This window comes from Yoonia sp., assembly GCF_030731595.1.
Classification (GTDB): Bacteria; Pseudomonadota; Alphaproteobacteria; order Rhodobacterales; family Rhodobacteraceae; genus Yoonia.
In genome coordinates, this window is the sequence record NZ_JANQTS010000088.1 from 57,446 (window position 1) to 76,892 (window position 19,447).

The 19,447-nt window shown below is 54.9% G+C and carries 20 protein-coding genes; 17 read left to right on the forward strand and 3 right to left on the reverse strand.

The window, feature by feature from the left end; all coding sequences use genetic code 11:
* Positions 1 to 29 precede the first annotated feature (29 nt).
* From NWQ23_RS10370 to NWQ23_RS10380, 3 genes are read left to right on the forward strand one after another with little or no spacing between them, the layout of a single operon-like run.
* Entirely contained in the window at positions 30 to 725 is a 696-nt protein-coding gene (locus NWQ23_RS10370; protein ID WP_306166271.1) for a CoA transferase subunit A, read from the forward strand.
* Positions 725 to 1,351, forward strand: a complete 627-nt coding sequence (locus NWQ23_RS10375; RefSeq protein WP_306166273.1) for a 3-oxoacid CoA-transferase subunit B — start codon at positions 725 to 727, stop codon at positions 1,349 to 1,351. The genes NWQ23_RS10370 and NWQ23_RS10375 overlap by 1 nt, the downstream gene beginning before the upstream one ends.
* Positions 1,344 to 1,634, forward strand: coding sequence for a GNAT family N-acetyltransferase (locus tag NWQ23_RS10380; RefSeq protein WP_306166275.1), 291 nt, complete (start codon positions 1,344 to 1,346; stop codon positions 1,632 to 1,634). Before NWQ23_RS10375 ends, NWQ23_RS10380 begins: the two co-directional genes overlap by 8 nt.
* Here NWQ23_RS10380 and NWQ23_RS10385 read toward each other — a convergent pair.
* On the reverse strand, positions 1,631 to 2,467 hold the full coding sequence (locus NWQ23_RS10385) for a lytic transglycosylase domain-containing protein (RefSeq protein WP_306166276.1): 837 nt from the start codon (positions 2,465 to 2,467) through the stop codon (positions 1,631 to 1,633). The genes NWQ23_RS10380 and NWQ23_RS10385 overlap by 4 nt on opposite strands.
* Positions 2,468 to 2,820: 353 nt before the next feature.
* On the opposite strand from NWQ23_RS10385, the gene NWQ23_RS10390 reads away from it, so the two are divergent.
* On the forward strand, positions 2,821 to 3,033 hold the full coding sequence (locus NWQ23_RS10390; RefSeq protein WP_306166277.1) for a Flp family type IVb pilin: 213 nt from the start codon (positions 2,821 to 2,823) through the stop codon (positions 3,031 to 3,033).
* Positions 3,034 to 3,059: 26 nt separating this feature from the next.
* Here the strand turns inward: NWQ23_RS10390 and NWQ23_RS10395 are convergent, their stop codons facing one another.
* The gene (locus NWQ23_RS10395; RefSeq protein ID WP_306166278.1) at positions 3,060 to 3,314 is read right to left on the reverse strand and encodes a hypothetical protein; all 255 of its coding nucleotides are present in this window, start codon (positions 3,312 to 3,314) and stop codon (positions 3,060 to 3,062) included.
* Positions 3,315 to 3,780: 466 nt separating this feature from the next.
* Here NWQ23_RS10395 and cpaB point away from each other — a divergent pair, with 466 nt between their 5' ends.
* From cpaB to pdeM, 13 genes are all read left to right on the forward strand, one after another.
* Complete coding sequence (cpaB, locus tag NWQ23_RS10400) at positions 3,781 to 4,602, forward strand: Flp pilus assembly protein CpaB (RefSeq protein ID WP_306166279.1); 822 nt, start codon at positions 3,781 to 3,783, stop codon at positions 4,600 to 4,602.
* Between the two features lie 211 nt (positions 4,603 to 4,813).
* Positions 4,814 to 6,265: a type II and III secretion system protein family protein gene (locus tag NWQ23_RS10405; protein ID WP_306166280.1), complete on the forward strand. Its 1,452-nt coding sequence runs from the start codon at positions 4,814 to 4,816 to the stop codon at positions 6,263 to 6,265.
* Between the two features lie 15 nt (positions 6,266 to 6,280).
* Positions 6,281 to 6,934, forward strand: coding sequence for an OmpA family protein (locus NWQ23_RS10410; protein WP_306166281.1), 654 nt, complete (start codon positions 6,281 to 6,283; stop codon positions 6,932 to 6,934).
* Positions 6,935 to 7,180: 246 nt separating this feature from the next.
* Positions 7,181 to 8,428, forward strand: coding sequence for an AAA family ATPase (locus NWQ23_RS10415; RefSeq protein WP_306166282.1), 1,248 nt, complete (start codon positions 7,181 to 7,183; stop codon positions 8,426 to 8,428).
* Positions 8,429 to 8,439: 11 nt separating this feature from the next.
* Positions 8,440 to 9,903, forward strand: a complete 1,464-nt coding sequence (locus tag NWQ23_RS10420; protein WP_306166283.1) for a CpaF family protein — start codon at positions 8,440 to 8,442, stop codon at positions 9,901 to 9,903.
* A 5-nt stretch (positions 9,904 to 9,908) separates the two neighbouring features.
* Complete coding sequence (locus NWQ23_RS10425) at positions 9,909 to 10,874, forward strand: type II secretion system F family protein (protein WP_306166284.1); 966 nt, start codon at positions 9,909 to 9,911, stop codon at positions 10,872 to 10,874.
* Between the two features lie 10 nt (positions 10,875 to 10,884).
* A complete protein-coding gene (locus NWQ23_RS10430) occupies positions 10,885 to 11,853 on the forward strand; it encodes a type II secretion system F family protein (RefSeq protein ID WP_306166285.1) in 969 nt (322 codons plus the stop codon).
* 6 nt (positions 11,854 to 11,859) lie between these two features.
* On the forward strand, positions 11,860 to 12,420 hold the full coding sequence (locus tag NWQ23_RS10435) for a tetratricopeptide repeat protein (RefSeq protein ID WP_306166286.1): 561 nt from the start codon (positions 11,860 to 11,862) through the stop codon (positions 12,418 to 12,420).
* Positions 12,421 to 12,447: 27 nt separating this feature from the next.
* The gene (locus NWQ23_RS10440; RefSeq protein WP_306166287.1) at positions 12,448 to 13,305 is read left to right on the forward strand and encodes a lipopolysaccharide assembly protein LapB; all 858 of its coding nucleotides are present in this window, start codon (positions 12,448 to 12,450) and stop codon (positions 13,303 to 13,305) included.
* 13 nt (positions 13,306 to 13,318) lie between these two features.
* Entirely contained in the window at positions 13,319 to 13,804 is a 486-nt protein-coding gene (locus NWQ23_RS10445) for a prepilin peptidase (RefSeq protein WP_306166288.1), read from the forward strand.
* A gap of 127 nt (positions 13,805 to 13,931) precedes the next feature.
* Positions 13,932 to 15,242 (forward strand): ATPase, encoded by a 1,311-nt coding sequence (locus NWQ23_RS10450; RefSeq protein WP_306166289.1) that lies wholly within the window; start codon positions 13,932 to 13,934, stop codon positions 15,240 to 15,242.
* A gap of 148 nt (positions 15,243 to 15,390) precedes the next feature.
* Positions 15,391 to 17,796, forward strand: coding sequence for a ligase-associated DNA damage response DEXH box helicase (locus NWQ23_RS10455; RefSeq protein WP_306166290.1), 2,406 nt, complete (start codon positions 15,391 to 15,393; stop codon positions 17,794 to 17,796).
* Between the two features lie 39 nt (positions 17,797 to 17,835).
* Positions 17,836 to 18,480 (forward strand): ligase-associated DNA damage response endonuclease PdeM, encoded by a 645-nt coding sequence (gene pdeM / locus NWQ23_RS10460; protein ID WP_306166291.1) that lies wholly within the window; start codon positions 17,836 to 17,838, stop codon positions 18,478 to 18,480.
* On the opposite strand, the gene folD is transcribed toward pdeM, so the two are convergent.
* A complete protein-coding gene (folD, locus tag NWQ23_RS10465; protein ID WP_306166292.1) occupies positions 18,477 to 19,370 on the reverse strand; it encodes a bifunctional methylenetetrahydrofolate dehydrogenase/methenyltetrahydrofolate cyclohydrolase FolD in 894 nt (297 codons plus the stop codon). The genes pdeM and folD overlap by 4 nt on opposite strands.
* Positions 19,371 to 19,447 lie beyond the last annotated feature (77 nt).

Here is a 19,447-nt window from a genome sequence, read left to right on the forward strand (position 1 = left end):
AAGTTGCCAACACCATCGGGAGAACATGCATGAAGAAAATCTATCCCAACGCCGCCGCCGCCCTTGATGGGCTTTTGCATGACGGCATGTTTATTGCTGCAGGCGGCTTTGGCCTGTGTGGCATCCCAGAGCTTTTGCTGTCTGCGATCAAGGACGCGGGCACCAAGGATCTGACCTTCGCCTCGAACAATGCGGGCGTTGATGACTTCGGCATCGGTATTTTGCTGCAAACCCGTCAGGTCAAGAAGATGATCAGCTCTTATGTGGGCGAGAACGCAGAGTTCATGCGCCAATATCTTTCGGGCGAGCTTGAACTGGAATTCAACCCCCAAGGCACTCTGGCCGAACGTATGCGTGCCGGCGGGTGCGGCATCCCGGGGTTCTATACCAAGACGGGCGTGGGTACGGTCATCGCCGAAGGCAAGGAACATAAAGACTTCAATGGCCAGACCTATATTCTGGAAGAAGGTATTTTTGCCGATCTCTCGATCGTGAAAGCTTGGAAGGCGGACGCGACCGGAAACCTTGTGTTCCGCAAGACTGCGCGCAACTTCAACCCGCCTGCCGCCATGTGTGGCAAGGTCTGTGTTGTCGAGGTCGAAGAAATCGTCCCCACAGGCAGCCTTGATCCTGACAGCATCCATTTGCCGGGTATCTATGTGCATCGCCTCATCCAGGGTGATCACGAAAAGCGGATTGAGCAACGCACAGTGAGGGCAGCATAATGGCTTGGGATCGCAATCAAATGGCGGCACGCGCCGCCCAAGAGCTGCAGGACGGCTGGTACGTCAACCTTGGCATCGGCATTCCGACCTTGGTGTCGAACTATATTCCTGAAGGAGTCGAGGTAACGCTCCAGTCCGAGAACGGCATGTTGGGCATGGGACCCTTCCCGATTGATGGGGAAGAAGATGCCGATCTGATCAATGCGGGCAAGCAGACAATCACCGAACTGCCCCAGACGGCCTATTTCGATAGTGCGACCTCATTTGGCATGATCCGTGGCGGCAAGATCGCCATGGCGATTTTGGGTGCGATGGAAGTTGCCGAGAACGGCGATCTGGCGAACTGGATGATTCCCGGCAAGCTGGTCAAAGGCATGGGCGGTGCGATGGATCTGGTCGCAGGTGTTGGCCGCGTCGTCGTCGTGATGGACCACACCAACAAACATGGCGAAAGCAAAGTGCTCAAAGCCTGTACCCTGCCGCTGACTGGTCAGGGCGTGGTTGACCGGATTATCACGAACCTTGGTGTGCTGGATGTCGTCGAGGGCGGCTTGAAGATCGTAGAAACCGCTGAAGGCGTCACCGAAGCAGAACTGCGCGCCGCGACAGAGGCCCATATTGTCTGACCTGACGGTCATGCACGAAGAAAACGGCAGCAAGGGTCGCTATTATATCGTGCATCCGTCGGGTGAGAGTGAGATGACCTATTCCGTCATGTCGCCAAAAATGGTGATTGCTGACCATACCCAAGTCGCCAGCGGCCATGAGGGCGAAGGCATCGGGCTCTTGATGCTGCGCGAATTCATCGCGGATGCGCGCAGCAAGGGTTTCCAGATTGTCCCGCTCTGCCCCTTTGTGAATGCACAACGGCGCAAACACCCCGAATGGGCCGATGTCTTTTCTGTCTAGATACCGTTGACGTTAAAGACGCAGGCATCCGTGATCAACTCGGGTGGTGTGCGGCAAAGCCCCTTTGCAACTTGCCATGCTGCCAGCACTTTGGGCACATAGGCGCGTGTCTCGCTGAAGGGCGGCACGCCATCGTAGCGGCGCACATTCCCCTCGCCAGCATTGTATCCGGCCAAGGCCAGCAGCGGGTCATTCCCGAAATGATCAAGCAGCCAAGCCAGATAGGCAACGCCACCTTTGATGTTTTCTGCAGGGTCCATGCTATTGGTGACGCCAAACCGCGTTGCCGTATCCGGCATCAATTGCATCAGACCTTCCGCACCGGCCGAACTTACGGCTTGGGTACGCCCCGCGCTCTCGACTGCGATCACCGCAAGGACGAGTGCGGGTGAAACCCGTGTCCCGACAGTCTCGCGCAGGATATGGAGCCCGTGCTCGGACGCAATATCCTGAAGCGCCTGCAAGCGCGGCGCTGCTATCGCAGATCCTCGTGGTGGATTATTGATTTGCTCCATCGCCCTTTGAAGCCTGACAGGGCTTGGATCATCCATCGCAGGCGAGACTGTCGTCCAAAACCACTCCAGCCCCGAAGGTTGCGGCAAAACGATCGCCCCGCCAGCAACGATAGGTTCCGGCTCTGGCTCTGCATAGACCGGGCCGAGGCGCGGCGCTGTCGGATCGATCTGGACAGTAATACGATTGGTCGTGTTCCCAGTAGGGACCGTCACGCGCTTAAAGGTAAAGTCAGGCTGAAGACGCTCGACTTCGGCCACTGCGCCAGACGCAGCGAAGATCGCGATCAATGCCGCTATGCTTATGATTTGACGATTCATTTTTGGGGCCTGCTCGCCGATTGTTGTTCATTTAAAGATGGCAGAAAACTGCCAACAATCCAAGTTTTGGGGAACAATGATCGTCGATTCACCGCAATTACCGGCATTTCAGCAACGAAAACGCTCGAATATTAACGAGAGATGAATATTTCTTTCATTTAAAATCAATACTTTATAGTGATTTAAGCGAGAATTCCACTTTCTACGCAAAAATTTCTCTACATGCCAAACTCCCGCCCCATTCCGCAGGCTATATATGTTCATCCAAGACGGGGATGGCGCTTTTGAAAGATGGTCCCAGACACCGGCGAGGAACGAAACAAACTCTGCTAATACCCTGAGGAGGGAATACAATGCTTAACTTTATCAAAAATTTCCGCAACGACGAAGACGGTGCTGTCACTGTTGACTTCGTAGTTCTGACAGCTGCAATCGTTGTTCTCGGCCTGGCCGTTGGCGGCGTTATCTCCCGCGGTGCGCAGGACCTCGGCAACGAGATCGAAACATCTTTGACAACACAGAGCGCGCCAGCGACTGTGACTCTGCCAGGTGCGCCAGCAACCTAAATGCATTTGTCTAGAAACCCTGATTTCTAGAGAGTGAAAGAAAGCTGCGCCTGATAATCTTGGCGCAGCTTTTTCTGGTTTAGTGCCGGAACAGTGTTCGTAAGTGGTTTTGCAGCGAGGATCGTTTTGACATCAATTGAGGGAGTCAGCGGTCTGGGAAATAGGCTTGCAAGGCTTTCCTGCACACAGACAGAAAGAAAAACGAAGGTGGACAGGATGAAAAGTCGCTTCGCGAGTTTTGCCAAAAACGAAGATGGCGCGGTCACCGTCGACTTTGTCATAATCACAGCCGCTATCTGTGTACTCAGTCTGACCGTCGGACTTGTGATAACCCGAGGCAGCACCGATTTGGGTAACGAAATCGAAACATCGCTGACAACGCAGAACGTGCCAGCAACTGCCGCGCTACCTGCAGCGCCCGCAGACTGACGTGTTGGGCAAAGGGTCGGTGACTGGATCGACCTGTTGAAGTCTTTCTCTCGCGACGCAAGCAATCCTGTCAGCGTGCGCAGTTCCCGGAACGTTCTACACGATCGGACCTGTACGCATTTTGGACCTTGACCAAGCCATCGCGACCGCGGGCGTCACAGCGCCTGGACGGTGCAAGCAAAAGTTGATCGACCTTTGGCTTGTGCGATACCAATGCAATGCATTAGAACCGCCTCGAGTACTCAAGTGCTGATTGACCAGTGTTAAAGAATATTATGTGTTGTCCGAACAATTGGGCACAAAGTGAGGATAGAAGTTATGCGCGGAGTTTTTGGACTAGTCCTTTTGATCGGCATGGGCTTGGCGGGTTTTGCTGTGTACATGGTCAATCAGTATATGGACACGCAGTCGGCTGCCCTCCAGCGCGAACGAGAGCGGGCATCAAATGTCGTGCAAACAATCGACATCTATGCGCCGTCCCGTGATCTAACCTATGGCGAACGGTTGACGATTGATGACGTGAAGATCATCAAATATGCGGTCGACAACCTCCCCGATGGCTATTTTCAGACAGAGGAAGGCCTCTTTCCTGAAGGCGTGAATGTTCCTCGTGTTGTCCGGATCCCGATGCGGATCAACGAACCAATCTTGATTTCAAAGGTAACGGAGGCCGGTGCAGCTCAGGGTATTACAGCACTGCTGGACCCCGGGATGCGCGCATTTCCCCTGCCGGATGAACTTACCCGTTCTTTCTCTGGCGAATTGCGCAACTCGGATGTGATTGATCTTTACTGGTCGGGTCGGGTCGGCGACGGCCAGCAAATTTCACGCCTGGTAAAGAGCCGTCTCGAAATCATTTCGATCGATCAGGGTGGCAATGGTGTTGTCGTTCAGGTCTCGCAGGAAGACTTTGCTGATCTTCAGGTTCTGCAATCTGCAGGATCACTGTCGCTGACGCCGATTGGTCGCAATGACGACGAGATCGGGACGGAGACGATTGAAACCAATATCCAGGATGTATTGGGGATCGAGGCTGTCGTTGTCGAGGAAGCGCCAGAAGTGGTTGAAGAGAGAATTTGTACGCGACGCGAGCGCCGTGGCGTTGACATCGTAACACTTCAAGTGCCTTGCGAGGACTAAACTCTTAACGAGCGGGACCAAAAAGCGCATCGAAAAATTGCCTTATTCAGTTGGTCGTTTTTTGTCTTGGATCGCAAGTGTTGCCAGTTGTCCACATACGCTTTGCCTTCCAACCTCTTGATTCTTGCAATAAATGGCGATCTGCCGCATGGTTATCACGTGAGGGCACTAAGACCCATTAATGAGGCGTGATCGGAGAGGCAGGTCACTTATGAAATATGACAGATTTTTGAAGGCAGCTATTGCTGGCTTAGCGTTGTCGTTTACCGCGGCAGCACCAACATTTGCACCGGCCGAAACGTTGCGCGTCTTGCGCGGCGCAGCGTCCAGCGCACTCAGCGTTCCGATGAACCGGGCCGTTGTCGTGGAGAGCGACGTCCCCTTCGCGGAACTATCTATTGCAAATCCCGGGATCGCTGACATTTCGTCGCTTTCCGATCGGACAATCTACGTGCTGGGTAAAGAACCCGGCCGCACGACGATGACTCTTCTTGGCGCTGATGGGCGCCTTATTACGAACGTGGAGGTCCATGTTTCTCCTGATGTTGCCGAGTTCAAAGAGCGTCTGACCCAGATTCTACCTGGCGAGAACATCGAGGTTCGCACAGCGAATGACGGGATCGTTCTGTCGGGCACAGTAAGCTCGATCGCGCGTCTAGACCGTGCGCTAGAGCTTGCTCAGCGGTATGCACCTGATCGGGTTTCGAACTTGATGGTTGTTGGCGGAACACAACAGGTCATGTTGAAAGTGCGGTTTGCCGAAATGCAGCGCTCTGTCAGCAAAGCGCTTTCTTCGTCACTTTCTCTCTCCGGTCTGGCATTTAACGATGATGTACGGGTTGCGGGCGGAACTGGGATCGGCGGCGTTGGTTCTATCCCGAACCCAGATGTGTCGGGGGCTGTCATTTCCGTACCAAATGCCCTTACATCGTCACCTGACAGCAATGGTGCATTCCTCTTTGGGTTTGGCGCTGGCGGTCTTGAGGTCGGTATCCTGTTGGAAGCGTTGGAATCCCAAGGGGTTGTGCGCTCGCTTGCAGAACCCAATCTGACAGCATTGAGCGGCCAGGAGGCAACTTTCCTTGCTGGTGGCGAATATCCTGTACCCGTTTCGAATGCAGACGGTGCCATCTCGGTTGAATTCAAGCCATTCGGTGTAGAGCTTAACTTTATCCCTCGCGTGGTTGATCAAGATATCATCAATCTGGAACTGACTGCTGCTGTTTCGGCAATTGATACGTCAAACAGCTTCCAGGCCGATGGCTTTGCGATTGATGCCTTTAGTCGGCGTGAAACATCCACAACAGTCGAGATGCGTGATGGCGAGAGCTTCGCGATTGCCGGTCTGTTGTCAGATGACTTCACAGACCTGAAAGGTCAGGTGCCTTGGGTCGGTGACATTCCAATTCTTGGAGCTCTCTTCCGTAGTTCCGAGTATGCACGTCGCCAAACCGAACTGGTGATCATCATCACACCACACCTTGTCTCACCAACGCGCGGTGAAGCATTGGCATTGCCAACTGACCGTGTCCGCCCACCGACAGAGCAAGACCTGTTCTTGTTTGGCCGCGTTGCCCGGACAGGTGCACCTTCTTCCGGTGCAGCAGGCGAAGTAGCACGACAGGACTTTAGCGGGTCCTACGGCTATGTTCTTGACGAATGAATGGAGCGTAAGTCTATGAAATATTTTATGACCACGGCTATCGCTGCCGCAACACTTGCCGCCTGTTCGCCGACAGATTCATCCTTAGGGTCTTTCTACTCTGAAGCTGGCTCTGTCATCGATACCGGTGATTTTGGTGAAGCGACTATGAACAATCGGTTGGTTCAGACCGGTCAGCAGGATTATACGATCAACCTTGCTCGCCGTTTTGCATCGGACGTGAATTCAACAGTCAACTTTGCGTTCAACTCGAGCGTGCTTGATGCAGATGCGCGCGCCACATTGATGCGCCAAGCAGATTGGATCAAACAATTCCCTGAAGTTCGCTTCACGGTCTATGGACACACCGATCTGGTCGGAAGCCAGGCTTACAATCGCGCTCTTGGTTTGCGTCGTGCGCAAGCAGCGGTTGCTTTCCTGACGTCGCAAGGGATCGATCGTAGCCGACTGGATGCAGTAGCTTCCTTCGGTGAAACCCAACCGCTTGTTGTCACTGAAGGTCGCGAACGTCGGAACCGTCGTACTGTAACAGAGGTCTCTGGTTTCGTCGAAAGCAACCCGCTTGTCCTAAACGGAAAGTATGCGCAGATCATCTTCCGCGAATACGTTGGCAGCGCGATTCCCCAATCTGGCGTCACCGGTGCCCAGATAACGACCGGCGAAGGCTAACTTACGCTTATCAAGTTGACGCCGGATTTATCGTCCGGCGTCAACATTCTCAGAGGTTTATCAAGATCGTCGCAATAATTCGCACAATTACGATCTTTTGGTCCTAATCTCGACAAGATTCCCTAAAATAGTGATATCAGTATCAGCGTCCTGCCACTGGGCTGTAGGCAATTCTATCGCTTGTGTTAGGATGACTTTCTCAGTTGGCATAATTGAGTGTGATCAAAGTGATGGGGACATCTATAAATGAGTACTAGCCCGGTTGTACAAAGCGACCCGCCACAAATCGTGGCATGCACAATCAGCCGCGACGTCCAGAACTTCGATCTTCTGATCGAAGATATGGAGGCCGCACTTGGTGACGCTTGGGGTGATCTCAGTTTTGACGATGCAGCAGCATTCCTTGCGCAGCCTGATGCAAAAGGCCTTCAGTTCGTGACCATCGCCATGGATGCGGAAGACGAAGACAACCTGCCCAATATTTCACGGGTCATCGCAAGTGCGAAAGCCGCCAATATAAAAGTCATTTTGATCGCGGAAGATGTCAGCCCGACCGCTTTGCACCAATTGCTACGCGAAGGTGGTGACGAATTCGTCCCCTACCCTCTGCCAGAAAACGAGCTCGCGCGCGCAATTGAACGGGTCTTGACCGCTCCGGATACCCCGCTGCCCACACAGACCACGGCAACGAAGTTCCAGGCAACAGGTGATCGCTCTGGCGTCATCATCCCCGTTCATGGCATTGCAGGCGGAACGGGAGCGACCTTGTTTGCTGTGAACATGGCATGGGAATTGGCCAATATCGACAAAGATGACCCTCCCAAGGTCTGTTTGCTCGACCTCGACTTTCAATTCGGCTCGACCTCGACATATCTCGATCTGCCGCGTCGTGAAGCTGTCCTTGAAATGTTGACCGACACAGAAGCTATGGACAGTGAGGCTTTCCAGCAGGCCCTGCTGACATTTGGCGACAAGATGCATGTGCTGACCGCGCCGATGGATATGATACCACTCGACATGATCACGCCGCTGGATATCTCGCGGGTGATCGAAATGGCGAGCAAGAACTTTGACTACGTGATCATCGATATGCCTTCAACGATGGTGGAATGGTCGCAAACCGTTCTTGAGATGGCCCATGTCTATTTTGCGATGATCGAACTGGATATGCGGTCGGCGCAAAACACGCTGCGCCTCAAGCGCGCTTTACAGTCAGAAGACCTTCCATTTGAAAAGATACGGTTTGTGTTGAATCGCGCACCCGGCTTCACAGACCTCAATGGGAAAAGCCGTGTTAAGCGACTGTCTGACAGCCTTGGCATTTCAATTGAAGTCTTATTGCCGGACGGCGGCAAGCCAGTGATGCAAAGCGCTGACCATGGCACGCCAATGTCAGAAACTATTCCAAAGAACCCTCTGCGCAAAGAGATCATGAAACTTGCGAAATCAGTCCATGATGTCAATCTGGATGCAGCAACCACAGCGAGAGCTTAAGAGGTAACGCTATGTTTTCGAAATACAAAAAACCAACGATTTCCAAAGATGTTGCAACTGCAACGCCCGCAGCCTCCAATCCGAAAGTGAACGTCGCAGCGATTGCAGCGGCGCCACAACAACCAGCACGTCAATCCATGATGAAACCAAAGCCGAGCCCGCGTCCCGGTGAAGTCGCGCCAATGGATAAGGACAAACGCCGCAAGGAACGCTTGGGAGAGATCAAGCTGGAACTGCACAAGGCGCTTTTGGACAACCTGAACCTTGCCGCGCTTGAAACTGCGACAGAGCAGGAACTGAAGTCCGAGATCAACGCCATTGCGAACGAAACCCTCGAGGAGATGGGAATTGTCCTGAACCGCGATGAGCGCCAAACCCTTAGCCAGGACTTGTTCTTTGAAGTCACAGGCCTTGGCCCGCTCGAGACACTCCTGAAAGATGATACCGTAAACGATATTCTGGTGAACGGCCCGCAACAGATCTTTGTGGAGCGTGACGGCAAACTCCAACTGACTGACGTAACTTTCAAAGATGAACGGCACCTTCTGCGGATCATCGACAAGATCGTATCTGCTGTGGGTCGCCGCGTGGACGAATCAAACCCCTATGTTGACGCGCGTCTGGCAGATGGATCGCGTTTCAACGCCATGGTTCCACCGATTGCCGTAGATGGTTCACTCGTTTCCATTCGTAAGTTCAAAAAGGACAAGCTTGGTATCGAAGATCTGGTCAATTTTGGAGCCTTTACCGAAGAGATGGCCGCTTATTTGCAGGCCGCCGTATCGACCCGTCTGAATGTGATCGTGTCCGGTGGTACGGGTTCCGGTAAGACAACCACTCTTAATGCCCTATCCAGCTTTATCGACGACTCTGAGCGCATTCTGACGATCGAGGATACTGCGGAACTTCAACTGCAGCAGACACACGTCGGTCGTATGGAAAGCCGCCCACCGAATGTTGAAGGCCGCGGCGGTGTTTCTCAGCGCGACTGTCTCAAGAACGCTTTGCGGATGCGCCCTGACCGGATCATCGTGGGCGAGACACGCGGCGAAGAAGTCATCGACATGCTGCAAGCGATGAACACGGGCCACGACGGTTCCATGACAACGATCCACGCCAACAGTGCCCGCGACGGCATTTCACGTTTGGAAAACATGATTGCGATGGCCGGTATCGACATGCCGATCAAGGCCATGCGCAGCCAGATCTCATCCGCTGTGAACCTGATTGTGCAAGCGTCCCGCCTACAGGACGGATCGCGCCGCATGACCTCGATCACAGAGATCACCGGTATGGAAGGTGACGTCATTTCTATGCAGGAAATTTTCCGTTATCAGCGTGTCGGTCTTACTCCTGACAACAAGATCATCGGTCACTTTACAGCAACCGGTGTCCGCAGTCACTTCTCGGAGCGGTTCAAGCTTTGGGGTTACGACCTGCCACCTGCAATCTTTGAACCTATGGTCGCGGAGTAATATCAATGATTTCTGCGGAACCACTTATCTATATCTTGATCTTTGTCGCCGTGCTGGCGCTGGTCCAAGGTGCGTATCTGGTCATTTTTGGCAAATCCATCAGCATGGACGGCAAGGTAAACCGTCGTCTGGACATGCTCGACAAGGGCGGCTCTCGTGAGCAGGTTCTGGATCAACTCCGTAAGGAGATGACCCAGCACATGAAGTCACAGAGTATCCCGATCTACTCTTTGCTGGCTGATAAGGCGCAGAAAGCAAACATCGCGTTTACACCGCTACAGTTGATGATGTTGATGGTTGTGCTGAGCGGTGTTTCCTTCATTCTTCTCACTTTCATGACCGCTGTCGGCGTGCCGATCAGAGTTGTCGTTGGTACCTTGATGGGTGTGGGCGGCGTCTATGTTTGGGTGAACGGCAAAGCGAAAAAACGCATGAGCATGATCGCAGAACAGCTTCCTGAGGCAGTAGAGCTGATGGTCCGGTCGCTGCGTGTGGGCCATCCTTTCTCTTCTTCTGTTGCGATTGTAGCCCGGGAAGTTCCCGATCCGCTTGGAACAGAGATGGGCATGATTTCGGACGAAGCCGCTTATGGTCGAGATATGGGTGAAACGCTCAAGGCTATGGCAGAGCGCCTCGACAACCAAGATATGCGTTTTCTTGCGGTTGCTGTGACGATCCAACAGACATCTGGCGGTAACCTTGCCGAAATCCTTGACGGTCTGGCAAAGGTGATCCGGGCACGGTTTCGTCTGTTTCGCCGGGTTGCCGCGATTACGGCTGAGGCCAAATGGTCCGGCAATCTGCTTTCGGCATTTCCTGTTGTCGCCCTTCTGGGGATCAACCTCGTCAAGCCCGACTATTATGACGAGGTGATGCTAAGCCCCCTCTTCATTCCGGCGGTGCTGGTTGTTGTGGCATTTCTTGTGATGAACATCATTGTGATGCGCTCGCTCGTTAATATTAAGGTTTAAGGGGACGACTATGGAGAACATACAAAGCATGATTGTTGAGTTGCTCGGACCTTCTGGGCCTCTCATGATTGTTGGCCTTCTGGGCGTATTTCTAATCCTGATAACACTCCCTGTGTTGCTCAAGCGTGAAGTCGATCCTCTGGACAAACTCAAAGCTGCCGGTCGCGCGGCCGAAGCAAGTGCGTCAAAGGGGGAAAAGCTCCGGAGTGCCACCCGCAAAGACAAGCTGGAAAAATATTCCAGCTTCCTCGAACCGCAGAATGCGGATGAATACTCCGCAGACAAACTAACGCTCTTGCAGGCTGGCTACAGTGGCAACAACGCGGTTCGGATTTTCCACTTTTCGAAGTTTGCATTGGGACTCTTCGGTCTGGTCTGCGGTGGCATCTTCGCGATGGTTCAGATGGCCCAAGTCGAAGTGACGGCCCAGGATCTGGTTCTGTGGATCATGGTGCCAGGAGGCGTAGGCTACTTCCTTCCAAAGTATTGGGTGTCACGCCGCAAGCAAAAGCGGATCGAAGCAATCACCAACGCCTTTCCTGACAGTTTGGACATGATGCTTGTGTGCGTTGAAGCGGGCCAATCACTGGACCAGTCTATTCTTCGTGTCGCACGGGAATTGAAGTCCGGCTTTCCGGAACTTGCGTCAGAATTCGAGACTGTCAGCCAAGAAGTGAAGGCGGGTAAGGACAAGAACACTGTTCTCAAGGACATGTCTGAACGCTGCGGTGTCGCGGATATTGCCAGTTTCGTGACCGTTCTTGTACAGTCATCGCAATTCGGCACATCAATCTCTGACGCGCTTCGTGTCTACTCTGCGGAAATGCGCGACAAGCGGGTCATGCGGGCCGAAGAAGCCGCGAACAAACTGCCGACCAAGATGACATTGGCCACAATGATGTTGACGGTACCGCCACTGATGGCGATGCTCATCGGCCCATCAATCTATGCGATCGCAACAAGTCTTGGCGGGCGCTGACACACAATGAAGATATGGCCATTTGCTTTGGCCATTCTTCTGACAGGGTTTGCCGCTTGTACCTCAGGCGACCTTAATCGTTCAGGAGATGGTGTTTTTGCGCCGGGTGTTGCCGGGCCAAGTGATGTTGACGGTTTGATCGTCGGGCACCGCCTGATGGAAGCCGGCGAGTTTGAACTCGCACTCAGCGCCTACAACCGTGCCGCCGCGCAACAGGGACTGAATGTCGATACGATGTCGGCCATCGGTTCTGCCAATCTTAGACTTGGGCGCCTGGGTCAAGCCGAACGCTGGCTGCGCCGCGCTGTTGAAGAAGACCCCAGTTTCCCCGCGGCATGGAATAATCTGGGCGTCATTTTGATGGAAAAAGGCGAAGTCGCTGAGGCGAGTGAGGTTTTTCGACGCGCTTTTGCCGCAGATAGCGGAAATTCGGATGAAATTCGCGACAATTTACGCTTAGCGCTCGCAAATTTTGAAAATCCTGACAATAATGCGGTACAAGAAAATCAGAACTTTAGTCTGATCCGGCGAGGTGCAGGCGACTTCGTACTTATGTCGGACCTATAGGTAAGAGCAGCAAAAGGACGCAGAAAAATGCGCCATCGAATCTTTATGACGCTTTGTGTGGCGGCCGTTGGCTTGTCCGCATGTGAACAACCAACCGGTGAAGCCGAGGTCGAACGGGCATTGAAAGACCTCAATGTCATCGACGAAAGCAACCTCAACGACGTTATGCTGACAGTCGGTGATCCGAATGAGGCCGTTCGCTACTTTGCAAGCGCAAACGCCAATGATCCCGGCCGGATCGACTTGCAACGTGGCTTGGCAAAATCGCTGGTCCGCGCAGGGCGCAACGCAGACGCAGTAGATGCATGGCAAGTTGTGGTCACCAATCCAGAGGCAACCGACACAGACCGTGTCGACCTGGCGGATGCTTTTGTACGGAACAATCGCTGGGACGAGGCTGCGGCGACGCTGAACACGATCCCACCGACATATGAGACATTCAAGCGCTATCGTTTGGAAGCCATGGTGGCAGACAGCCGTCAGCAGTGGGAAAAAGCCGATAGCTTTTACCAAACGGCTGTTGGCCTGACCACACGCCCTGCAACGGTCTACAACAACTGGGGCTATTCAAAGCTCACGCGCGGCGAATATAGCGAAGCCGAACGTCTGTTCTTTGATGCATTGCGGTTCAACAGCAACATGTTTACCGCAAAGAATAACCTCGTTCTGGCCCGCGGAGCGCAGCGCAACTACACCTTGCCAGTCGTTCCAATGACCCAAACCGAACGGGCCCAGTTGATGCATACGATGGCTTTGGCAGCGATCAAGCAAAACGACGTATCGATGGGAAAATCGCTGTTGACGGACGCAATCAGCACTCATCCACAGTATTTCGAAGAGGCCGCACGCGCTTTGGAAGCACTTGAAACGAACGTTGTGAACTAAAAGCAACATGGGGATGACTGCACAAGCCGCGTTTTGGTTCTTGCCAGCCGTCATCCCCATCGCGATCTACATTTCATGGAACGATATGCGTTCCATGAAGATCACCAATAATTCGATCATTGTCCTCATGGTGGCTTATGCGCTGCTGGGCCCATTTGCCTTTGGGCTCGAGATGTATCTGTGGCAATGGCTGCATTTTCCGATTGTCCTTGTCGTTTGCATGGCTCTTTGGAGCCTGAGAACGATGGGGGGCGGAGATGCAAAAATGATCGCCGCTATGGCCCCCTTTTTTGTGGTTGCCGATCTCGAACTGATTCTGCGGCTCTTTGCGGCCAGTTTGCTTGGTGCCTTGGCCGTGCATTCGCTCTTTCGGTTCACCCCGCTCAAAAAACCTGTCGCGGAATGGCAAAGCTGGAATGCAGGACGCTATTTTCCAAAGGGTTTTCCGCTGAGTATGACCCTTGTGCTCTATCTGGCTTTTGCGGCGGTTTATCGCTGAATAAGCTTGCAATGCCTTGGACTGGCGCAGGTTTATTCACGATTTCGCCATAAATGAATGTAAATTAAACAACAGATGCCGCAGTATCGTCGGTATCAATCTTTTTTGGTGATGGACGGAACCCGATATGAACGTGCAAGCAACCAGTGTAATGGCGCCCCCCGCGCCGCGCGGTCTCGATGGCATGCTGCTGCCAATGGCCATGATGCGGGACATCCTCATCAAGACAATGTTCCGAATGAACCTTGATCTGGTTTCGACCATCAGTCGTGCGGTCTGCCTTCCTGTCCCGGTGACGCAAGAACTGGTGGACATGGCGCGCAGCCAGCTTTTGCTCGAGGCCACCGGTACTCTGAACGCCAATAACGGCAATGAGATGGGATACCAGCTGACAGATGCCGGACGTGCGCGTGCGCTCGATGCCTTGGCGCAGTCAGAGTATTATGGCGCAATGCCTGTCCCCCTTTCAATCTACAGTCAGCAGATCAAGCGCCAGTCAATCCGCAATATCCAGATCACCCGTGACCAGTTGCAGACCGCAATGGGCCACCTGGTCCTGCCCGATGACCTGCTTTCGAACCTGGGCCCCGCAGTCAGTGCCGGCCGGTCCATCCTGATGTATGGCCCTCCGGGCAACGGCAAATCCTCGATCTCGAACGGTATCAGGGATGCTTTGGGTGACAAAATCTATGTGCCACGTGCAATCGAATATTCCGGTCAGGTGATCACCGTCTATGATCCGATCGTGCATTCAGCCGCCGAAGATGACGTGGACGACCCCAACAGTCTGCGCCGGACCTCTGGCCGCTTTGACACGCGCTATGTGCGCTGCGAACGGCCGACCGTGATCACCGGCGGTGAACTTTCACTTTCCATGCTTGATCTGGTCTATAACCCGACAGCACGCACATATCAGGCACCTTTGCAGCTCAAGTCGACCGGCGGCATCTTCATCGTGGACGACCTTGGCCGTCAGGCGGAACCGCCGCAGACCCTTGTGAACCGCTGGATTGTGCCCTTGGAAGAAAACAAGGACATCCTCGCCCTGCAATCCGGCGAAAAGTTCGAAGTCCCTTTCGATACGCTTGTTGTCTTTTCGACCAACTTCCACCCCAATGCGATCTTCGATAAAGCGGCGCTGCGTCGTATTTTCTACAAGATCAAGATTGACGGCCCGAACCAAGAAGACTTCCTCAAGATTTTCGCCATGGTCGCACGCAAGCGCAAGATGCCGCTGGACGAAGATACGCTGGTTCACCTGCTGAACGTGCGCTACCCGGAAATCGACAATATCTATGCCAACTATCAGCCGATCTTTTTGATCGACCAGATGATCTCGATCTGTGAATTCGAAGGCATTCCTTACCAGATGTCGCCAGAACTGATTGACCGCGCCTGGGCCAACATGTTCGTCAAGGACGAAGACATCGTCCGCTGATCCGGCAGATCGTTGAAAAAGAACGGCCCCCCATTTCAACGGGGGGCCTTTTCCTTTTGCGATGAAGACAGAGGTGACTTGCACCAAAGTGCGATCGCGCGTTCTTCTTTCGCCTTGACGCACCCCGCCGATAAGCCACTTTAGCGCCATGAGCGCGCTTCCCCCAATTTTCGAAAACTGGTTCGCCACGCGCGGTTGGGATATCCATCCCCACCAAAAAGCCATGCTTGACCGGGCGTCAGAGCCCGCCTTGATGCTGATCGCGCCCACCGGGGGCGGCAAGACGTTGGCGGGGTTTTTGCCCTCGCTCATCGCGCTGTCAGAGGGGAATCATGCAGGACTGCATACGCTTTATGTCTCACCGCTCAAGGCTTTGGCCGCCGACATCAAGCGCAACCTGCGAACCCCTGTTGACGAGATGAACCTGCCGATCCGGATCGAGGACCGAACAGGCGACACCACCTATACGCAAAAACGCAGACAGCGCGCCGACCCGCCGCATATCCTGCTGACCACGCCAGAATCGCTGGCCTTGCTGACCAGCTACGAAGATGCACCTCATATCTTCAAGGGGCTGCAACGGATCATTATCGATGAAATCCACGCCCTCGCCGAAAGCAAACGCGGGGACCAGTTGATGCTGGCGCTCAGCCGCCTGCAAACCCTTGCACCGGGTCTGCGTCGGGTGGGCCTGTCGGCAACGGTCGAAGACCCCGCCGCCATCGCCCGCGAACTCGCCCAGCATCCCGACCCATGCGCCATCATCAACGCAGACCCCGGCCCCGATCCCGACATCGCGATGCTGGTGACCGAAGAACGCCCGCCGTGGACCGGTGGCGGCGCGAAGTATGCAATTCCTGCCGTGCTGGACGCGGTCAAGAAACATAAAACCACCCTCATCTTTCACAACACCCGCGCGCAGGCAGAGATTTTCTTTCACAACCTGTGGCTCGCCAATACCGACGATCTGCCCATTGGGATTCACCACGGCAGCCTATCCCGCGAACAACGCGAAAACGTCGAGGCGGCGATGGTTGCAGGTGATTTGCGGGCCATCGTCTGCACTGGCAGCCTTGATCTGGGGATCGACTGGGGCGATGTCGATCTGGTGATACAGGTGGGTGCGCCCAAGAACGTCAAACGGCTGGTGCAGCGGATCGGGCGGGCCAACCACCGCTATAACGCGCCATCAAAGGCGCTTCTGGTACCTGCCAACCGGTTCGAGGTCGTTGAATGCGTGGCAGCGCTCGAAGCGGTGAAAGCCCATGATCTAGACGGTGATCCCAAAGGTGCCGGCCCCCGTGATGTGCTGTGCCAGCATATCCTGATCACCGCATGCGCCGGTCCTTTTGACGCGGACCAGCTTTATCAAGAGGTCACGACCGTCGGGGCCTACCACAGCCTGACCCGCGCTGATTTCGACGACTGCCTCGATTTTTGCGCCACAGGCGGCTATGCCTTGCGCGCCTATGACAAATGGAAGCGGTTGCTGCAAAGGCCGGATGGCAAGTGGCAGTTGCGCGACCCGCGCGCAGCCCAACGCATCCGTATGAACATCGGCACGATCCAGGATACCGACACGCTCAAGGTCCGGCTCAAGGGCAATTTCAAACCTTTGGGCGAGGTCGAAGAGGCCTTTGCCGCAACCCTCACGCAAGGCGATACCTTCCTGATCGGCGGGCAGGTTGTGCGCTATGAAAACCTCAAGGACATGACCGTCGAGGTCAGCCGCCGCGCTGACAAAACCCCCAAGATCGCGACCTTCATGGGAACCAAGTTCGCAAACTCAACCCAGCTGTCACAACGCATCCTGCGCATGTTCGACCAGCCCGATTGGCCCGCCCTGCCCGGACACACAGCCGAATGGCTGGGCTTGCAGCGCAAATACTCAAAACTCCCCGAGGCCAACCGCATCCTCGTCGAAAGCTTTCCCCACGAAGGGCGGCATCACATCTGCGTTTACGGCTTTGCGGGCCGCAATGCGATGCAGACACTGGGCATGCTGCTGACCCAAAGGATGGAAGAGCTTGATCTGCACCCGATGGGCTTTGTCGCCAGCGACTATGCTACGCTGATCTGGGGGCTGGACCCGGTCACCGACCCTGTCCCGCTGTTCAAACCCGACAACATCCGCGCCGATTTCGAAACATGGCTGTCGGGCAATGCGGTGATGAAGAAAACCTTTCGCGGGGCCGCGACCATCGCCGGGCTGATCGAACGCAACCTGCCACAGGCCCGCAAATCGGGGCGACAGGCCACGTTTTCCTCGGATATTCTTTATGACACGCTGTCAAAATACGACCCCGACCACCTGATGCTGCGGATCACACGCGAAGAGGCCTTGCGCGGGCTGGTCGATTTTGGCCGGATCGAAGAAATGCTGACCCGCACCGCAGGCAGGATTGATCACCTGATCCTTGATCGGGTGACGCCACTTTCCTTGCCCATGTTTCTGGAACGGGGCCGCGTAGCCGTGGCGGGGGCAGCACAGGACCGCATCTTGGAAGAAGAAGCTGCGCGCCTGATGGAACAGGCCGGTGTGGCCGCACTTTGAGCCTTGATCCGGCCCGTGGTTTGGCGCAAAGAACAGAGCATGAACAACTTTGATTTCACTCTTTGCGGTACGCGGTGCAGCGCCCTGCCCTCTGGCGCGCTTTGGCTGCCCGATTACGCCACGCTCTGCGTCTCGGACCTGCACTTGGGCAAATCCGAACGGATCGCGCGGCGCAGCGGCGTGATGTTACCCCCTTACGAAGTGCAGGAAACGCTGGGAAAGCTGGCGCGCGATATCGACTCCGCAGCACCCGCCTGCATCATCTGCCTTGGCGATAGTTTCGATGATCTGGATGCGGCAACAGGACTGAACGACGCCATGCGCCTGTGGCTGGCACGGTTGCAAGCGGGACGCAAATGGGTCTGGATCGAAGGCAACCATGATCCCGGACCGATTGATCTGGGCGGCACGCATCTGTCCGAAACAGTGGTCGGGACCCTGTCCTTTCGGCACATTGCAACAACGGCCAGCGCCGAAGTGTCCGGCCACTACCACCCCAAACATCGGATTGCAGGACGCAGCAGGCCGGCATTTCTCTATGATCAAGAGCGACTGATCCTGCCCGCATATGGGGCCTATACTGGTGGGCTGTCCAGTCAGGCGCCCGATCTGCGCAAGCTCTTCCGCACCTCTCCGATGGCTGTTCTGACAGGGCGCAAGGCGATCCCCGTACCCGTAGCCTAAGCCGTCAAGCCTTCCGGTTCGGGCAATCCATTGGCACGACAGCACGCCGTCAGCGTATTGGCCAGCAAACAGGCAATCGTCATCGGACCAACGCCACCGGGCACCGGCGTAATTGCGCCGGCAACAGCAGCACAGCTGTCATAATCCACATCCCCGACAAGGCGGGTACCACCATCGGGTTTTTCAATCCGGTTGATGCCCACGTCAATCACCGTGGCCCCCGGTTTGATCCAATCCCCCGGCACCATCTGCGGACGACCCACCGCCGCAACAACGATATCCGCCTGACGGACCACATGGGGCAAATCCTTCGTGCGACTATGCGCAATCGTCACCGTACAGCTATCACCCAGCAAAAGCTGCGCCATCGGTTTGCCCACGATGTTCGAGCGGCCAATGACCACCGCGTTCATCCCTGACAAAGACCCGTGATAATCGCGCAGCATCATCAAACAGCCCAGAGGTGTGCAAGGGACCATGCTTTTCTGTCCTGTCCCCAGCAGTCCGACGTTGGAGATATGGAACCCGTCCACATCCTTGGCAGGATCAATGCTGTTGATCACCAGATCGCTGTCCAGATGGTCAGGCAGGGGCAGTTGCACCAGAATACCGTGAATGGCAGGATCGTTGTTCAACTGATCAATCAGGGCCAGCAAATCCGCCTCTGATGTCGCCACATCCAGCTTATGCTCGATCGAGTGCATGCCGACCTCTACGGTCATTTTCCCTTTGGAACGGACATAGACCTGACTGGCCGGATCTTCACCCACGAGGACAACAGCAAGACCGGGGGTGATGCCATGATCCGCCTTCAGCTTGGCCACACCTTCGCCGACCAGACCACGCACTTTGGCGGCAAAGGCTTTTCCATCAATCACTGTCGCTGTCATATCCGTCTTCTTTTGTTCAAAAATACCTTCGCGCGAAGCGCAAACGGGAGGGTGGGCGGGGCGTCGACGCAGTCGCG